Annotated in this window: 14 protein-coding genes and 1 riboswitch; of the genes, 8 read left to right on the top strand and 6 right to left on the bottom strand. The window is 72.4% G+C overall.

Annotation, left to right across the window (positions count from 1 at the left end):
* Positions 1-179: 179 nt before the first annotated feature.
* Together ACIBNA_RS33310 and ACIBNA_RS33305 are read left to right on the top strand one after the other, a co-directional pair.
* The gene (locus ACIBNA_RS33310) at positions 180-968 is read left to right on the top strand and encodes a carbon-nitrogen hydrolase family protein (RefSeq protein ID WP_399168907.1); all 789 of its coding nucleotides are present in this window, start codon (positions 180-182) and stop codon (positions 966-968) included.
* A 46-nt stretch (positions 969-1,014) separates the two neighbouring features.
* On the top strand, positions 1,015-2,712 hold the full coding sequence (locus ACIBNA_RS33305) for a flavin monoamine oxidase family protein (protein ID WP_399168906.1): 1,698 nt from the start codon (positions 1,015-1,017) through the stop codon (positions 2,710-2,712).
* Positions 2,713-2,744: 32 nt separating this feature from the next.
* Here ACIBNA_RS33305 and ACIBNA_RS33300 read toward each other — a convergent pair whose 3' ends face one another.
* Together ACIBNA_RS33300 and ACIBNA_RS33295 are read right to left on the bottom strand one after the other, a co-directional pair.
* The gene (locus ACIBNA_RS33300; RefSeq protein WP_399168905.1) at positions 2,745-3,674 is read right to left on the bottom strand and encodes a hypothetical protein; all 930 of its coding nucleotides are present in this window, start codon (positions 3,672-3,674) and stop codon (positions 2,745-2,747) included.
* Between the two features lie 73 nt (positions 3,675-3,747).
* The gene (locus ACIBNA_RS33295; RefSeq protein ID WP_399168904.1) at positions 3,748-4,446 is read right to left on the bottom strand and encodes a DUF5995 family protein; all 699 of its coding nucleotides are present in this window, start codon (positions 4,444-4,446) and stop codon (positions 3,748-3,750) included.
* 175 nt (positions 4,447-4,621) lie between these two features.
* Between ACIBNA_RS33295 and ACIBNA_RS33290 the strand changes: the two genes are divergently transcribed.
* Positions 4,622-5,755 (top strand): glycoside hydrolase family 6 protein, encoded by a 1,134-nt coding sequence (locus ACIBNA_RS33290; RefSeq protein ID WP_399168932.1) that lies wholly within the window; start codon positions 4,622-4,624, stop codon positions 5,753-5,755.
* Here ACIBNA_RS33290 and ACIBNA_RS33285 read toward each other — a convergent pair.
* Together ACIBNA_RS33285 and ACIBNA_RS33280 are read right to left on the bottom strand one after the other, a co-directional pair.
* Positions 5,734-7,113 (bottom strand): uracil-xanthine permease family protein, encoded by a 1,380-nt coding sequence (locus tag ACIBNA_RS33285; RefSeq protein ID WP_399168903.1) that lies wholly within the window; start codon positions 7,111-7,113, stop codon positions 5,734-5,736. The two genes, ACIBNA_RS33290 and ACIBNA_RS33285, sit on opposite strands and share 22 nt — an antisense overlap.
* 119 nt (positions 7,114-7,232) lie before the next feature.
* Complete coding sequence (locus tag ACIBNA_RS33280) at positions 7,233-8,438, bottom strand: MFS transporter (protein WP_399168902.1); 1,206 nt, start codon at positions 8,436-8,438, stop codon at positions 7,233-7,235.
* Between the two features lie 178 nt (positions 8,439-8,616).
* Between ACIBNA_RS33280 and ACIBNA_RS33275 the strand changes: the two genes are divergently transcribed.
* Positions 8,617-9,873, top strand: coding sequence for an ROK family transcriptional regulator (locus ACIBNA_RS33275; RefSeq protein WP_399168901.1), 1,257 nt, complete (start codon positions 8,617-8,619; stop codon positions 9,871-9,873).
* A gap of 14 nt (positions 9,874-9,887) precedes the next feature.
* On the opposite strand, the gene ACIBNA_RS33270 is transcribed toward ACIBNA_RS33275, so the two are convergent.
* Positions 9,888-10,664, bottom strand: a complete 777-nt coding sequence (locus ACIBNA_RS33270) for an SDR family oxidoreductase (RefSeq protein WP_399168900.1) — start codon at positions 10,662-10,664, stop codon at positions 9,888-9,890.
* 600 nt (positions 10,665-11,264) lie between these two features.
* Positions 11,265-12,152: an RNA polymerase sigma-70 factor gene (locus ACIBNA_RS33265; protein WP_399168899.1), complete on the bottom strand. Its 888-nt coding sequence runs from the start codon at positions 12,150-12,152 to the stop codon at positions 11,265-11,267.
* A 296-nt stretch (positions 12,153-12,448) separates the two neighbouring features.
* A riboswitch (FMN riboswitch) is annotated at positions 12,449-12,579 on the top strand.
* Positions 12,580-12,723: 144 nt separating this feature from the next.
* Here ACIBNA_RS33265 and ACIBNA_RS33260 point away from each other — a divergent pair.
* The 4 genes from ACIBNA_RS33260 to ribH are packed head-to-tail and all read left to right on the top strand — an operon-like array spanning position 12,724 to position 15,776.
* Positions 12,724-13,332, top strand: a complete 609-nt coding sequence (locus ACIBNA_RS33260) for a riboflavin synthase (protein ID WP_399168898.1) — start codon at positions 12,724-12,726, stop codon at positions 13,330-13,332.
* Positions 13,329-13,970 carry a nicotinamide riboside transporter PnuC gene (locus tag ACIBNA_RS33255; RefSeq protein WP_399168897.1) on the top strand — a complete coding sequence of 214 codons (642 nt, stop codon included), beginning with the start codon at positions 13,329-13,331 and terminating at the stop codon, positions 13,968-13,970. The genes ACIBNA_RS33260 and ACIBNA_RS33255 overlap by 4 nt, the downstream gene beginning before the upstream one ends.
* On the top strand, positions 13,967-15,256 hold the full coding sequence (locus tag ACIBNA_RS33250; protein WP_399168896.1) for a bifunctional 3,4-dihydroxy-2-butanone-4-phosphate synthase/GTP cyclohydrolase II: 1,290 nt from the start codon (positions 13,967-13,969) through the stop codon (positions 15,254-15,256). The genes ACIBNA_RS33255 and ACIBNA_RS33250 overlap by 4 nt, the downstream gene beginning before the upstream one ends.
* Positions 15,257-15,290: 34 nt before the next feature.
* Positions 15,291-15,776 carry a 6,7-dimethyl-8-ribityllumazine synthase gene (gene ribH, locus ACIBNA_RS33245; protein WP_274814963.1) on the top strand — a complete coding sequence of 162 codons (486 nt, stop codon included), beginning with the start codon at positions 15,291-15,293 and terminating at the stop codon, positions 15,774-15,776.
* The last annotated feature ends 4 nt before the right edge of the window (positions 15,777-15,780 follow it).

Raw genomic sequence — 15,780 nt, 5'->3', positions numbered from 1 at the left:
GCTGAGCCTGCGCCCAGGGGAGGACCGGAAAGCGTCCGCAACGAATCGCCGCAGACCCGGGGGCGCACGCAACGAACCGCTCACGGACGCGCAACGGCTCCTTCTTGCCCGCCCTGTTCAAGGGCCCGTACCGTCTACGTGGCCCCTCCAACCACCCTTCCGCCCGGTGAGGAACACGCATGCGCACCGCCCTGCTCCAGAGCTCCGGCCGACCCGGCTCCACCGTCGAGAACCTGAAGGTCCTCGACGAGGCCGCGGGCCGGGCCGCCGCCGCGGGCGCCGGGCTGCTGGTCGCGCCGGAGATGTTCCTGACCGGGTACGCGATCGGCGACGACATCGGCCGTCTCGCCGAGCCCGCCGACGGCGACTGCGCGGACGCCGTCGCCGAGACCGCGACCAGGCACGGACTGGCGATCGCCTACGGCTACCCCGAGCAGGCCGGCGACGCCGTGTTCAATTCCGCCCAGCTGATCTCCGCCGACGGCACCCGTCTCGCCAACTACCGCAAGACCCACCTCTTCGGCTGCTTCGAGCGGGACCACTTCACGCCCGGGGAACAGCCGGTCGTCCAGGCGGAGATCGACGGTCTGCGCGTCGGGGTCCTGATCTGCTACGACGTCGAGTTCCCGGAGAACGTACGCGCCCACGCCCTCGCCGGCACCGACCTGCTGGTCGTCCCGACCGCGCAGATGCACCCGTTCCAGTTCGTCGCCGAGTCGATGATCCCGGTGCGTGCCTTCGAGAACCAGATGTACGTCGCGTACGTCAACCGGGTCGGCCCGGAGGGCGAGTTCGAGTTCGTGGGGCTGTCCACGCTCGCCGGGCCCGACGGGGTCGCCCGCACCCGGGCCGGGCGCGCCGAGGAGCTCGTCCTCGCCGACGTCGACCCCGCCTTCCTCGCCGCGTCGCGCGAGGCCAACCCGTATCTGCGGGACCGGCGCCCGGGCCTGTACGGGCCGCTCGTCTGACCTGCCCCCGCACCTGTCTGTTTCTTCCGCAAGGAGTCCGCACCCCATGACGTCCACCGTGCCCAACGCCGTCGAGCACGCAGACGCGCAGCAGCCGCCGATCACCATGTTCGGCCCGGACTTCCCGTACGCGTACGACGACTTCCTCGCCCACCCGGCGGGTCTCGGGCAGATACCCGCGACCGAGCACGGCACTCAGGTCGCCGTCATCGGCGGCGGCCTGTCCGGCATCGTCGCCGCGTACGAGCTGATGAAGATGGGCCTCAAGCCGGTCGTGTACGAGGCCGACCGGATCGGCGGCCGGCTGCGGACGGTTGGCTTCGACGGGTGCGACGACTCCCTCACCGCCGAGATGGGGGCGATGCGCTTCCCGCCGTCCTCCACGGCTCTGCAGCACTACATCGACCTGGTAGGGCTGGAGACGCGGCCGTTCCCCAACCCCCTCTCCGAGGCGACTCCGTCGACCGTCGTCGACCTCAAGGGCGAGTCGCACTACGCCGAGACGATCGCCGACCTGCCCCAGGTCTACCGGGACGTCGCCGAGGCCTGGAACCGGTGCCTGGAGGAGGGCGCCGACTTCTCCGACATGAACCGGGCCCTGCGCGAGCGGGACGTCCCGCGCATCCGCGAGATCTGGTCCAGGCTCGTCGAGAAGCTCGACAACCAGACCTTCTACGGCTTCCTCTGCGACTCCGAGGCGTTCCGGTCCTTCCGGCACCGCGAGATCTTCGGCCAGGTCGGCTTCGGCACGGGCGGCTGGGACACCGACTTCCCGAACTCCATCCTGGAGATCCTGCGCGTCGTCTACACCGAGGCCGACGACCACCACCGCGGCATCGTCGGCGGCTCCCAGCAACTGCCGCTGCGCCTCTGGGATCGCGAGCCGGAGAAGATCGTCCACTGGGCGTACGGGACCTCGCTGGCGAAGCTGCACGAGAACGGCGAGCCCCGCCCGGCCGTCACCCGCCTGCACCGCACCGCAGGCAACCGCATCACCGTGACCGACGCGCGCGGCGACATCCGCACCTACCCGGCGGCGATCTTCACCGCACAGTCCTGGATGCTGCTGTCGAAGATCGACTGCGACGACTCGCTCTTCCCGATCGACCACTGGACGGCCATCGAGCGCACCCACTACATGGAGAGCTCCAAGCTCTTCGTGCCGGTCGACCGGCCGTTCTGGCTGGACAAAGACGAGGAGACCGGCCGGGACGTCATGTCGATGACGCTCACCGACCGTATGACGCGCGGGACCTACCTCCTCGACAACGGCCCGGACCAGCCCGCCGTCATCTGCCTCTCCTACACCTGGTGCGACGACAGCCTGAAGTGGCTGCCGCTGTCCGCGAACGAGCGGATGGAGGTCATGCTGAAGTCGCTCGGCGAGATCTATCCCAAGGTCGACATCCGGGGGCACATCACCGGCAACCCGGTGACCGTCTCCTGGGAGAACGAGCCCTACTTCATGGGCGCGTTCAAGGCCAACCTGCCCGGCCACTACCGCTACCAGCGGCGCCTGTTCACGCACTTCATGCAGGACCGGCTGCCCGAGGACAAGCGCGGCATCTTCCTCGCCGGCGACGACATCTCCTGGACGGCCGGCTGGGCCGAGGGCGCCATCCAGACCGCCCTCAACGCGGTCTGGGGCGTCATGCACCACTTCGGCGGCACGACCGACCCGGCCAACCCGGGCCCCGGTGACGTGTACGACGAGATCGCGCCGGTGGAGCTTCCGGAGGACTGACCGGGCGGCCGGGCCCCCGACGGGCTCGGCCGTCACGCCCTGGGCCCGGCGCGGGTCCTGAGCCGCCTGGCGTACCGGAGGTTCCTCGCCGCGCCGGCCTGTCCGGGACGTGACCGCACCCGCCGCACCGGTCGTGGCCGCGGGCTCGGGGCGGCATCGCCTATGGACTCGGTGGCATCCTCGTCCTCCGGGCCACCGGCCGGAAGCCTGCGGCGGATGACCATCGCGACCACGGCGGCGATGGCGCTCACGGACACGGCGAGTCCGCCCAGGCCGGTGATCGCCTCGCCCACCCGCCGCCCCAGGTCCCTGGCCCAGGAGAGCCAGTTGTCGTCCTCGGGCGGCGCCACCGCGTCCACGCTCCAGACCAGGGGCGGCTTCTCCACCAGCACCGTGTCGGTGTCGCGGAGGTAGGAGGTCATGGTGAGCGCGATGCTGAACGTCCCCGCCCGCTCGGCCTGGATTTCCCACAGCCAGACAGCGACGTCCTCGCGGGTCAGGACGTTCTGCCGCTGCGACGACAGTGGCGTGCACCGCACACCGGCACCGGTGCAGTGCAGCTTCACGCCTATCTGCGTACCCGCGCTGACGACCGCTTGGGACTCGCCGGGCTCGGACGGGATCCGGGCGCCCGGAATCTCGACTCGGAACCGGCGCGGCGGCGCATCCGCCACGAGACCCAGGGCCAGGGGGTTCGTGTGGACGACCGTGACGTCGAAGAGCCGGCGACGCTCCCGCTCGATCTCCTCGACATAGGACGACTGATCGGACGGGGGTGCCGTTCCCATCGCAGCACCATCGGGCCGGTCCGCGTCCTCGCTCCGCGTGACGAACCCGACGAAGCTTCCCCAGACCAGGGCGAGCAAGAGCCCGAGCGCGACCCAGGAAACGCCGCCCAGGGCATCGAGGACCATGAGCACCGGGCTGCGCCGACGAGCCGCCCACGCGCGTAATCCGACCATGCGCGCACAGCGTAGTGAACGATCCTGTCACCAGGCCCACGTCCCGAGCCGACGCCCGGGCAACCGAGTTGGATCAGCGCCGCAACGGCGTGAGCAGCATGCGCCCCGCGAGGCCCACCGCCGTGTCCAGGCGCTGCGTGAACTCCCCGGCGATGTCGGGGAGTCCGCGCAGGGCCCACAGGGCCCGGGCCGCCGTCCAGGCCGCGTCGCGGGCCCGCTCCAGGCTCCACGAGCCCAGCAGATGGGTCAGCGGGTCGGCGATCTGGAGGAGGTCGGGGCCCGGCATCAGATCTTCGCGGATGCGCTCCTCCAGCGAGACGAGGAGATCGCCCACCGCGTCGAACTCGTCCTCCAGGTCGGTGGGTGCGCAGCCGAGCGTACGGCAGGTGTCCACGACGGCCAGCGCGAGATCGTGCCCGATGTGCGCGTTGATGCCCGCCAGCGCGAACTGCAACGGCCGTACCCCGGGATGGCGGCGGAACTGGAACAGCGGCCGCCAGCAGGCCGGTGCGCGCCGGTCCTTCGCCGCCGCCTCGACGGCGTCCAGGTACCGCTGCGCGAACCGTACGTCCAGCGTGATCGCGGCGTACGGGTCCGCGAACCGCCCGGTGTCGACGTACCGGTCCACCACTTCCGTCACGGCGAGATAGACGCGGTTGAAGACGGCCACCCCGTCCCGGGGGTGCAGAGTCGCGTCGAGGGCGCGCATACGGGAGATGACTCCGTCGACCGGTGTGTCCACGGCTGGGGGGACTTGTTCGCATCGCGGCATGCGGGCAGAGTCCCAGCTCTAGGCTGGCGGGAGTACCGGCGGGCCCGGCGCTTCCCCGAAACGGGGGAACGCCGCCCGCCGCAGGGGGAGGGGGACCGGCACCGTGTCAGGCTTACGTGCCCAGCGCCTGGCCGCCCGCAGGGCCGAGCGCAGGCGCGCCGTCCGGCGTGGCGCGATGGTCGTGGCGGCCTCCGTCGTGGTCGCGGCCGGCTCGGTCGCCGGGGTGCTGTCCGCGTTCGACGACCGGCGCGGCTCGGACCAGGCCAGGCGCCCCCAGGTGTCCGCGTCGCCCCGCATGGCGCCCCTGCCCGCGGTGCCGTCGGCGTCCCCGTCGGCCACCGAGTCCGCTTCCCCCACGCCCGTCACCTCCGCGCCCAGCACACCGAGCCCCACGCCGTCGCCGTCGACAACCCGGAAGAAGCCGGAGCGGACCGCCCCCGTGAGCCCGCGGCTCCACCGCCACCCCGACTCGCAGGTGCTCGACTGGGTCAGGGCCAACTCCGGCGATCCCCGCCACGCGGTCATCGCCTCCCGCATCGCCGACCAGCCGGCCGCAGTCTGGTTCGCCGACTACTCCCCGGACACGCTCACCGCCCGGGTCGCCGCGGTGACGTCGGGCGGTGCCGCACTGGGCCGGGTGCCCGTCCTCGTGCCCTACGCGATCCCCGGCCGGGACTGCGGTGGCCACTCCCAGGGCGGGGCGCCCGACCTGGACGCGTACGACGCGTGGATCGACCGGTTCGCCGACGGGCTGGGCTCCGGCGAGGTCATCGTCGTCCTGGAGCCTGACTCGGTCGCCCAGGCCGAGTGTCTGTCTCCCGGTGAGCGCGCGGACCGCTTCGCCTCGCTGGCCCGGGCCGGACGCGTCCTGAAAGCCGCCAACCCCCGGGCCCGCGTGTACTTCGACGCGGGACACTCGGGCTGGAACGCGCCCGGCAAGCAGGCGGCGTGGCTGCGGCAGGCCGGTGCCGCCTCGCCCGAGTCCTCCGACGGGATCTTCAGCAACGTCTCCAACTTCCACACCACGGCCGACGAGGTGGCCTACGACCGGCGGGTCCTCGACGCGCTCGGCGGCCCGGCGGGCCTGGGCGCCGTCATCGACACCAGCCGCAACGGCAACGGCGCCCCATCCGACGGCACATGGTGCGACCCGGCGGGCCGCAAGCTCGGCCGGACACCGACCCTCAGCACCGGCGAGGACCGGATCGACGCCTACCTGTGGGTCAAGCTGCCGGGGGAGTCGGACGGCTGCAAGGGCAAGCCGGGGACGTTCACGGCGTCGTACGCCTACGACTTGGCCTCGTCGTAGGAGCTGGTGCCCTCGTCCAGCAGCGGCTGCTGCGTCTTCAGGTGGGGCGGGGCGAAGGCCCGCAGCGCGTGGTAGCCGGTGATGACGACGAGCGTGCCGAGCGCGATGCCGCTCAGCGAGAAGGTGTCCGTGATCTCCATGGAGACGTTGCCGACGCCGATGATGATGCCCGCCGCCGCCGGGACCAGGTTCAGCGGATTGCGCAGGTCCACCTCGGCGTTGATCCAGATCTGGGCGCCGAGCAGGCCGATCATGCCGTACAGGATGACGGTGATCCCGCCGAGCACCCCGCCCGGGATCGCCGCGACGACCGCGCCGAACTTCGGGCAGAGGCCGAAGAGCAGGGCGAAGCCGGCGGCGGCCCAGTAGGCGGCCGTCGAGTAGACGCGCGTCGCGGCCATCACGCCGATGTTCTCGGAGTACGTGGTGTTGGGCGGGCCGCCGACCGCGGTGGACAGCATCGAGCCGACGCCGTCGGCCGCGATCGCCGTGCCGAGCTTGTCGTCCAGCGGGTCGCCGGTCATCTCGCCGACCGCCTTGACGTGCCCGGCGTTCTCCGCGACCAGGGCGATGACGACCGGCAGGGCGACCAGGATCGCCGACCACTCGAACGACGGGCCGTGCAGGGTCGGCAGCCCGATCCAGTCGGCCTGGCCCACGCCGGAGAGGTCGAGCCGCCAGTGGTCGGTGAGCTTGCCGCTCGCGTCCACCGAGTGGATCTTGCCGAAGACGAGGTCGAAGACCCAGGAGATGCCGTACCCGAAGACCAGTCCCAGGAAGATCGCGATCCGCGACCAGAAACCGCGCAGACAGACGACCGCCAGCCCGGTGAAGAGCATCACGAGCAAGGCCGTCCACTGGTCCTGCGGCCAGTACGTCGAGGCCGTCACCGGCGCCAGGTTGAAGCCGATCAGCATCACCACCGCGCCGGTCACGATCGGCGGCATCGCGGCGTGGATGATCCGCGCCCCGAACCGCCGCACGGCGAGCCCCACCAGGAACAGCGCGGCGCCGACGACGAAGACCGCGCCGGTGACGGTGGCGCTGCTGCCGCCCTGGGCACGGATGACCGCCGCCACGCCGACGAAGGACAGCGAGCAGCCCAGATAGCTGGGGACGCGACCGCGGGTGGCGAGCAGGAACACGACCGTCGCGACGCCCGACATCATGATCGCGAGGTTCGGGTCCAGGCCCATCAGCACCGGTGCCACGAAGGATGCGCCGAACATGGCCACCACGTGCTGGGCGCCGAGCCCGGCCGTGCGGGGCCAGGAGAGCCGCTCGTCGGGGCGGACCACCGCGCCGGGCGCCGGGGTGCGTCCGTCGCCGTGCAGTTTCCAGCGGACGCCGAGATCCATGGTGCGGTTTCGCTTTCGTCGTGCGTGCGAGTGTCCGGACCATTGTCGGGGTGCGTCGGCGGTGGCGGTGACCGGGGCCGACCAGTGCGGTCGGGCGTCCGATCAGGCCGGGTGTCCGCTCAGGGCCGCGGGTCGGGGACCACCGTGTCCGGCCTGCTGGTCTTCGCCCGGTCGCCGGGGCGCAGCACGCGCGCGAACGCCACCAGTCCGCAGGACAGCAGCGTCACCAGAGCGAACGACACCATCAGGCTGGTCACCTGTGCCAGCATGCCGATCGCGCTCGGCGCGATCAGGCCCGAGGTGTACGTGATGGTCGCGACGCCCGCGATGGCCAGGCTGGGGTTGGCCCCGCTGCGGCCCGCCGCCGCGAAGCACAGCGGCACGACGACGGCGATGCCCAGCCCCATCAGCGCGAACCCGGCCATGGCCACCGTCGGCTGCTCCGCCACGACGATCATCAGCCCGCCGAGGACGGCGAGCACACCGCTCGCGCGCACGGTCCGCACGGCGCCGAAACGGTCCACGATCCGGTCGCCGGCGATCCGGGCGATGGCCATGGTGAGCGTGAAGCCCGTCGTGCACGCCGCCGCGAGACCGGCCGAGGTCTCCAACTGTTCACGCAGGTAGACCGCCGACCAGTCCAGGCTCGCGCCCTCGGCGAACACCGCGCAGAACCCGATCGCGCCGATGAGCAGCGCCGACCGGGGCGGTAGCGCGAACCTCGGCGGCGGCTCCTCGTCCTCGGCGGGCTGGAGGTCGAGCACCCACTGGCAGGACAGCACGCCGATGACCGTGAGGACCGCGGCGGCCAGCACGTGGTGCAGCCGGGCGTCCGCGCCGAGGTGCGCGGCGAGCGTGCCGGCCGCCGAGCCGACCAGGGCGCCCGCGCTCCACATGCCGTGCAGTCCGGACATGATCGACCGGCCGAGGCGGTTCTCGACCTCGACGCCCAGCGCGTTCATCGCCACGTCCGCCATGCCCGCGGTGGCGCCGTAGGTGAACAGGGCCAGGCAGAGCGTGAGCATGTTCGGGGCGAGGGACGGCAGGACGAGCGACAGCGTCCACAGGGCGATCAGTCCGCGCAGCGCGTTGCGGGCACCGAAGCGGTGGCTGACGCTGCCGGCGAGCGGCATCGCGACGGACGCGCCGAGCGCGGGGAAGGCGAGCGCGATTCCCAACTGTCCGGCGCTGACGCCCGCGTGGTCCTGGATCCACGGCACGCGGGTGGCGAACGAGCCGGTCACGGCGCCGTGCACGGCGAAGACGGCGGCCACGGCGTACCGCGACCGCTTCACCTCGCGCTGTTCGTAGACCACGTCGCTCATTCTCCGGCCCCGTCCTCTCCCGGTCTTCCCCGCTCGCGTCGCGTCTCCACGTCCGTGGCACGCGTTGGCCCGCGTTGGCGCGCGTAAACTATCAGGAAGCCTGCCTGATAGATAAGGGGATTATCGGCTGGCCGGAGCACGCGGCCGTGCGGCCCCACAGATCTGGAAGGATCCCGGCATGCCCGCATCCCCGAGCACCGCCCGGGCCATCAACGACCGGCACGCCCTGCGCCTGCTCCAGCAGGAGGGCCCGCTGACGGCAGGGCAGTTGAAGCAGCTGACCGGTCTGTCCCGGCCGACCGTCGCCGACCTCGTCGAACGCCTCACCGCCGCCGGGCTGATCGCGGTGGTCGGCGAGGCGGGGGAGCAGCGGCGCGGACCCAACGCCAGGGTGTACGGCATCGTCGCCGACCGGGCGCACCTCGCCGCGCTGGACATACGCACCGAGGGCGTCGCCGTGACCGTCGCCGACCTGGTGGGACGGGTGCTGGCCGAGGCGTCGGCGCCCATCGGCGATGACACGGGCACGGGCCCCGCCGTGGAGCAGGCGGTCACGCTGGTCGAGCGCGTGGTGAAGGAGGCCGGCGCGGGCCGGCTGCACACCGTCGGGATCGGGGCGCCCGGTCTGATCGACCCGGCCAGCGGCGAACTCCGCGACTCCTCCGGGCTGCCGGAGTGGCACCGCCGGCTCGTCGCCGCCCTCCAGGAGCGGTTGCCCGAGGCCCGGGTGAGCGTGGAGAACGAGACCAACCTCGCGGCGCTGGCGGAGCAGCGCGACGGGGTGGCCCGGGACCGGGACACCTTCGTCCTGCTGTGGCTGGGCCATGGAACGGGCGCGGCGGTGGTCCTCGACGGCGCGCTGCGGCGCGGTGCCTCCGGCGGCACCGGCGAGATCGGCTTCCTCCCGGTCCCGGGCACGGCCGCGCTGCCGTCCTCGAAGGACTGCGAGGGTGGCTTCCACTCCCTGGCCGCGTCGGGCGCGGTCGTGGACCTCGCGGCGCGGTACGGGGTTGCGGCGGAGCCGGGGCAGGAGCCGTCGGTGGTCGGGGTGGTGCGGGCGGCGGTCGGTGTGGTGCGGTCGGCGGTGCGTGAAGCGCGGGAGACGGGGGCCGGGGTGTCCGAGTCCCCCGCGGCCGTCCCCGCCGCCCGTTTCCTCGACGCCCTCGCCGACCGTGTCGCCGTCGCAGTCGCCTCCGTCGTCGCGATCCTGGACCCCGGCTGCGTGGTGCTCGGCGGCGAGGTCGGCCAGGCGGGCGGCGACGAACTCGCCGCCCGGGTGCAGGACCGCATCGCCCGGATGACCCCCCTGCCCACGGAGGTACGGACGACCACACTCGGCGGCGGCGCGGTCCTACGCGGCGCGCTCCTCACGGCCCGCGAGCGTGCCCAGGAGGAACTCTTCACCCCGGGGGAGCGGCCGGTTCAGAGGTGGTAGACCATCCCCGGGTGTCACGTCCTGGTCCGCCCGCTGCCGGGCTGCGCCCGCTCGCCCCCGTACCGCCGCGCCAGGTAGTCCTCGAACGTGCCCGTGCCGGTCGCCCGCTGCGGCGTCAGGTGACCACCGCTGCGAAAACCCCGGTACGCCGCGCCCCGCAGCGGTACGTTCACGACCGCCCGGCGCCGGCCGGTCGCCTTCAGGTACGCGCGGGCCAGGGACTCGAGCGTCCGCACCTGCGGTCCGCCCATGTCCTCGACCCGCCCCGCAGGCGCCCCCGCCGCCAGTCCGGCCAGCCGGTCGGCGACCTCGGCCACCTCGACCGGCTGGTCCCGGACACCGGCCGGCAGGAACAGGACCGGCAGCTTCGAAAGCCCCTGGAACAGCATGAGGAGCAGATCGTGGAACTGCGTCGCCCGCAGCACGGTCCAGCCGAGCCCCGACTCCTCGACCTGCCTCTCCACCGCGAGCTTGCTCTTGTAGTAACGGAACGGCACCCGGTCGACGCCCACGATGGAGATGTAGACGAGGTGCCGCACACCGGCCCCGCGCGCCGCCCTGATCAGGTTCGCCGCCGCCCGCTCGTCGCCCTTCGGCGACGACGCGCAGTGCACGATCGTGTCCACACCGGCGACGGCCGCGTCCAGCGCGCCACCTCCCTCCCGCAGGTCGACCGCGTACGGCTGGGTGTGCCGGCTGAGCACCCGCACCTCGTGCCCGTCCGCGCGCAGCCGCTCGGCGACGAGCCGGCCGAGCGTTCCGGTGCCGCCGGTCACCAGGATCGTGGTCATGCTGTTCAGCCCCTTCGGACGCCGGACGCCCCCGGACGGAGCGCCCCTCGCCAACTGAGACCGAACAGCCCCTGCCGGATGTGACAGCCCCGCCCGGGGGCCCGCGATCCGCGCACGGCGATCCGTGCCTCGTTCCCGGGGGCCCGTTCCCGGGGATCCCGATCCGCGCTGGCGGCCCGCGCCTCGTGCCTGGCGGTCCGCGCGTCGTGCCTGGCGGTTCGCGGTCCGCGCTGGCGGTCCGCGCCTCGTTGCCGGGGACCCGCGATCCGCGTCGGCGGTCCGCGCGTCGTGCCTGGCGGTTCGCGGTCCGCGCTGGCGGTCCGCGCCTCGTTGCCGGGGACCCGCGATCCGCGCCGACGGCCCGCGCCTCGCGCCCGGGGACCCGCGATCCGCGCCTGGCGATCCGCGCGTTGTGCCCGGCGGCCCGAGCGCGGGGATCCGCCGATCGGCGCCCGGCGGCCCGCGATGCACGCCCGGGGACCCCCGCCTCGTGCCCGGCGGCCCGCGATCCGCGCCCCGCGGCCCCTGCGTCCGGCGATCCGCGACCGCGCCCGGCGATCCCGCGTATCGCCGGCGATCCAGCGCCCCCGCCCGGCGGCCCTACCGCCGAGTGAGCTGACGCCGTGCGAACGCCAGCTTCTCCGGGTTGACCACGGCCCGCACCCCCACGACCAGCCCGTCGCGCACATCGAACGCCGCCAGGCCGACGAGCGTGTCGTCCGCCCAGCTGGCAAGCCCCGTCGCACCGTTGACCTCGGTGACGGTGAACTCCAGGCCCACCGCGAACTTCGGGCCCCCGCCCGCCAGGAACCGGGCGACCTTGAGCCCGCCCTCGATCGGCCACCGGGCCGCGATGACCTTCCCGCCCCCGTCGCTCCACCAGGTGGCGTCGGCCGCGAGCAGCTTCTCCAGCCCGGCCAGGTCGCCGTCGCGGGCCGCCGTGATGAACGACGTGACGAGCTCCTCCTGCCACTCGGACGCGGCCTCGAACCGGGCCTGCGGCTCGCCCGCCCGACGCACGGCCCGCCGGTACAGCTGGCGGCAGTTGGCCTCGCTGAGATCCAGCACCCCGGCGATCTCCCGGTGCCCGTACCCGAACGCCTCCCGCAGCACGTACACCGCCCGCTCGGCCGGCGTGAGCCGCTCCAGCAGCACCAGCATCGCCATCGACACGGCCTCCCGCTGCTCGGCCGACTCCAGCGGGCCGAGCGTGCCGTCCGCGGTCACCACCGGCTCGGGCAGCCAGGTCCCGACGTACCGCTCGCGCCGGGCCCGGGCGGAGGTCAGCCGGTTCAGGCAGAGGTTGGTGACGACCTTGGCGAGCCAGGCCGCCGGATGCTCGATCCCCGTACGGTCCGCGCCGCTGAAGCGCAGATACGCGTCTTGGACCGCGTCCTCCGCCTCCTCGGCGCAGCCCAGCAGCCGGTAGGCGAGCGAGAACAACCGGGGCCGGTGGGTCTCGAACTCGTCGGCGAGCGTGGTGGTCATACGCCTCACCCTGCCAGAACACCGTCCGTACGGCGTGGGAAGGCCCGACGGCGGGCAAGGGCCGTCGTCACCGCCGCCGGGCCGGTCTGCGCAGATGCCCACGACCCTAGAAAGGACTAGACCATAGCGTCAATAGGTGCGTACCAACCCGGGGTCCGTCAAGTGCGGACGCCCGCAGGGGAGTTGGACCGGCCCGTCGCGCTCGGGAAGGGCGGTGACACGTTCTGTGAGGCACCCCACACCGTTCGCCCGTCTGGACATCGATCAGGCGTGGCACACTGGCCATGTATCAGTAGCAGCGCACTCCGGGGTCGGTGAAAGTCCGAACCGGCGGTTACAGTCCGCGACCCGGTCGCCTCCAGCGGCCGGTTGACCAGGTGAAATTCCTGGACCGACGGTTAAAGTCCGGATGGGAGGCAGTGCGCGGCGAGCGGGCACACATGCGCGCCGCCGAAGAAGTCCGCCCTCGGGCGGACTCCGTCCGGCGTCGTTCCCGGTGTCCTCGCTCGTATCCTCTGTCGTCATCGACAGCCCCGGAGTCCGTGCCCGAAGAGGCAGGAGGACCCGGGAAGTGTTCACCGGAATCGTCGAAGAGCTGGGCGAGGTCACCGCCGTCGAGACCCTCGACGACGCCTGTCGCTTCCGCCTGCGAGGCCCCGTCGTCACCCAGGGCGCGAAACACGGCGACTCCATCGCGGTCAACGGCGTCTGCCTCACGGTCGTCGACCACGAGGGCGACGAGTTCACCGCCGACGTGATGGCCGAGACCCTCAACCGCTCCAGCCTCGGCGCGCTCGAGGCCGGCTCCCGCGTCAACCTCGAACGCCCCATGGCCGTCGGCGAACGCCTCGGCGGGCACATCGTGCAGGGCCATGTGGACGGCACCGGCGAGATCCTGGAACGCAAGCCGTCCGACAACTGGGAGATCGTGAAGATCTCCCTCCCCGCGGACCTCACCCGGTACGTCGTCGAGAAGGGCTCCATCACCGTCGACGGCATCAGCCTCACCGTCGTCGACGCCGGCCCCGACTACTTCACCGTCAGCCTCATCCCCACCACCCTCGCCCTGACCACGCTCGGCCACAAGCAGCCCGGCGACCCGGTCAACCTCGAGGTGGACGTCATCGCCAAGTACGTCGAGCGGATGCTGGGCGACCGTGCGCAAGGGGCGGCCAAGTGAACTCGCTGAACTCCGAGGCCTTCGTCCTCTTCGACCAGCACATCCTCTGGTCGGACATGATCGGCAACCTCTTCGGCCTGGCCGCCCTCGCCCTCGGCTGGCGGCGCTCCATATGGACGTGGCCCGTGCAGTTCCTGGCCGGCCTGATCCTCTTCGGGGCCTTCTTCGGCCATCTGACCGGCAGCGCCGGCAAGCAGGCGGTCGTCATGGCCGTCGCGCTGTACGGCTGGTGGCAGTGGAATCGCGGCAGGAGCCAGGCGGAGGACGGCCACATCGCCGTACGGTTCGCCACCTGGCGCGAGCGCGGAGCGATGATCGCCGCGGCCGCCGCGGGTACGGTCGCGGTGGCGCTCCTCTTCAAGGCGTACCCGACCCTGTCCTGGGACCCCTGGCCGGACGCGTACATCTTCGTCGGCACGATCGTCGCCATGTACGCCCAGGCCCGCGGCATGGTCGAGTTCTGGTTCGCCTGGCTGCTCGTCGACCTCGTCGGCGTGCCCCTCAACTTCGCCAACGGTTACGCCTTCTCCGGCTTCGTCTACGTCATCTACGGCGCGCTCGTCCTGTGGGGCCTGCGCGACTGGTGGCTGCGCTCCCGCGCGGCAGCGCAGCCCGCCCTGGAAGGAGCGCCGGCATGAGCACGGCACCGATCCTGTACGGCACCGACGGTTTCGCGGACTTCGCGCTCGACCCGGTCGAACAGGCCATCGCCGACATCGCGGCCGGCCGCCCGATCGTGGTCGTCGACGACGAGGACCGGGAGAACGAGGGCGACCTCGTCATCGCCGCCGAGAAGGCGACCCCAGAGATCGTCGCCTTCATGATGAGCGAGTGCCGCGGCCTGATCTGCGCCCCCATGGAGGGCGAGGAGCTGGACCGGCTCAGGCTCCCGCAGATGGTCCAGGACAACACCGAGTCGATGAAGACCGCGTTCACGGTCTCCGTCGACGCCTCCGCGGCGCACGGCGTCAGCACCGGCATCTCGGCCTCCGACCGCGCCACCACCCTCCAGCTGCTCGCCGACGGCACCGCCCAGCCCGACGACTTCGTCCGCCCCGGCCACATCTTCCCGCTGCGCGCCCGGCCCGGCGGAGTCCTGACGCGCAACGGCCACACCGAGGCCGCCGTCGACCTCGCCCGCCTCGCGGGCCTGCGCCCGGCCGGCGCGATCGTCGAGATCGCCGGTGAGGACGGCACCATGCTGCGCCTGCCCGAGCTGATCCCCTTCGCCCGCAAGCACGGCCTGACGATCATCTCCATCGAGGACCTGATCGCCTACCGCCGAAGCAGCGAGCCCACCGTCCGCCGCGAGGCCAGGACCCAACTGCCCACCGCCCACGGCACCTTCACGGCCTACGGCTACCGCTCCACCGTCGACGGCGTCGAGCACGTCGCCCTCGTCCACGGCGAGATCGGCGACGGCGACGACGTCCTGGTCCGTGTCCACTCCGAATGCCTCACCGGCGACGTCTTCGGCTCCGCCCGCTGCGACTGCGGCCCCCAACTGGACGCCTCGCTGGCCCGCATCCAGGCCGAGGGCCGGGGAGTTGTGGTCTACCTGCGCGGACACGAGGGCCGGGGCATCGGCCTGATGTCCAAACTGCGCGCCTACGAACTGCAGGAACAGGGCCACGACACCCTCGACGCCAACCTCGAACTCGGCCTGCCCGCCGACGCCCGCGACTACGGCGCCGGAGCGCAGATCCTCCAGGACCTCGGCGTGCGCAGCGTGCGCCTGCTGACCAACAACCCCGACAAGACCGACGCGCTCGTCCGCCACGGCATCGCGGTCAAGGCCCGCGTGCCGATGCCGGTGAGCGTCGGCGAGCACAACCTCCGCTACCTGCGCACCAAGCGGGACCGGATGGGCCACGACCTGCCCTGGCTGGACACGACCACCGTGCCGGCCTGCGGCAACCAGTAAGACAGCACAGCGAGAAAAGGCTCTGAGGAGAGACGTGAGCGGCAAGGGTGCACCGGAGCTGTCCGTACGCAATGTGGGTGACCTCAGGGTCGCCGTCATCGCGGCACAGTGGCACGAAAAGGTGATGGACGGTCTGGTCGACGGCGCCCTGCGCGCCCTGCGCGACCTCGGCATCGACGAGCCGACCCTCCTCAGGGTCCCCGGCAGCTGGGAGCTCCCCGTAGTCGCCAAGGTCCTCGCGGGCCGCGGCTACGACGCGATCGTCGCCCTCGGCGTCGTCATCCGCGGCGGAACCCCCCACTTCGACTACGTGTGCCAAGGCGTGACCCAGGGCCTCACCCAGGTCTCCGTCGACACCGGCGTCCCCGTCGGCTTCGGCGTGCTGACCTGCGACACCGAGGAGCAGGCCCTGGACCGCGCCGGCCTGGAAGGCTCGAACGAGGACAAGGGACACGAGGCGGTGACGGCGGCGGTGGCGACCGCGGCGACGCTCCGCTCAGTATCCGAACCCTGGCGCTGACGAA

Origin of the sequence: Streptomyces sp. NPDC050164, assembly GCF_044459945.1 — a bacterium.
In the GTDB taxonomy this organism is placed as follows: domain Bacteria; phylum Actinomycetota; class Actinomycetes; order Streptomycetales; family Streptomycetaceae; genus Streptomyces; species Streptomyces coeruleorubidus_A.
This window is presented reverse-complemented; position numbering and strand designations above follow the sequence as displayed.

What these genes read in the sequence shown, in the direction of transcription:
- ACIBNA_RS33310 (WP_399168907.1), top strand. Translation starts at nt 180, where the DNA reads ATGCGCACCGCCCTGCTCCAGAGCTCCGGCCGACCCGGCTCCACCGTC.
- ACIBNA_RS33305 (WP_399168906.1), top strand. Translation starts at nt 1,015, where the DNA reads ATGACGTCCACCGTGCCCAACGCCGTCGAGCACGCAGACGCGCAGCAG.
- ACIBNA_RS33300 (WP_399168905.1), bottom strand. Translation starts at nt 3,674, where the DNA reads ATGGTCGGATTACGCGCGTGGGCGGCTCGTCGGCGCAGCCCGGTGCTC.
- ACIBNA_RS33295 (WP_399168904.1), bottom strand. Translation starts at nt 4,446, where the DNA reads ATGCCGCGATGCGAACAAGTCCCCCCAGCCGTGGACACACCGGTCGAC.
- ACIBNA_RS33290 (WP_399168932.1), top strand. Translation starts at nt 4,622, where the DNA reads ATGGTCGTGGCGGCCTCCGTCGTGGTCGCGGCCGGCTCGGTCGCCGGG.
- ACIBNA_RS33285 (WP_399168903.1), bottom strand. Translation starts at nt 7,113, where the DNA reads ATGGATCTCGGCGTCCGCTGGAAACTGCACGGCGACGGACGCACCCCG.
- ACIBNA_RS33280 (WP_399168902.1), bottom strand. Translation starts at nt 8,438, where the DNA reads ATGAGCGACGTGGTCTACGAACAGCGCGAGGTGAAGCGGTCGCGGTAC.
- ACIBNA_RS33275 (WP_399168901.1), top strand. Translation starts at nt 8,617, where the DNA reads ATGCCCGCATCCCCGAGCACCGCCCGGGCCATCAACGACCGGCACGCC.
- ACIBNA_RS33270 (WP_399168900.1), bottom strand. Translation starts at nt 10,664, where the DNA reads ATGACCACGATCCTGGTGACCGGCGGCACCGGAACGCTCGGCCGGCTC.
- ACIBNA_RS33265 (WP_399168899.1), bottom strand. Translation starts at nt 12,152, where the DNA reads ATGACCACCACGCTCGCCGACGAGTTCGAGACCCACCGGCCCCGGTTG.
- ACIBNA_RS33250 (WP_399168896.1), top strand. Translation starts at nt 13,967, where the DNA reads ATGAGCACGGCACCGATCCTGTACGGCACCGACGGTTTCGCGGACTTC.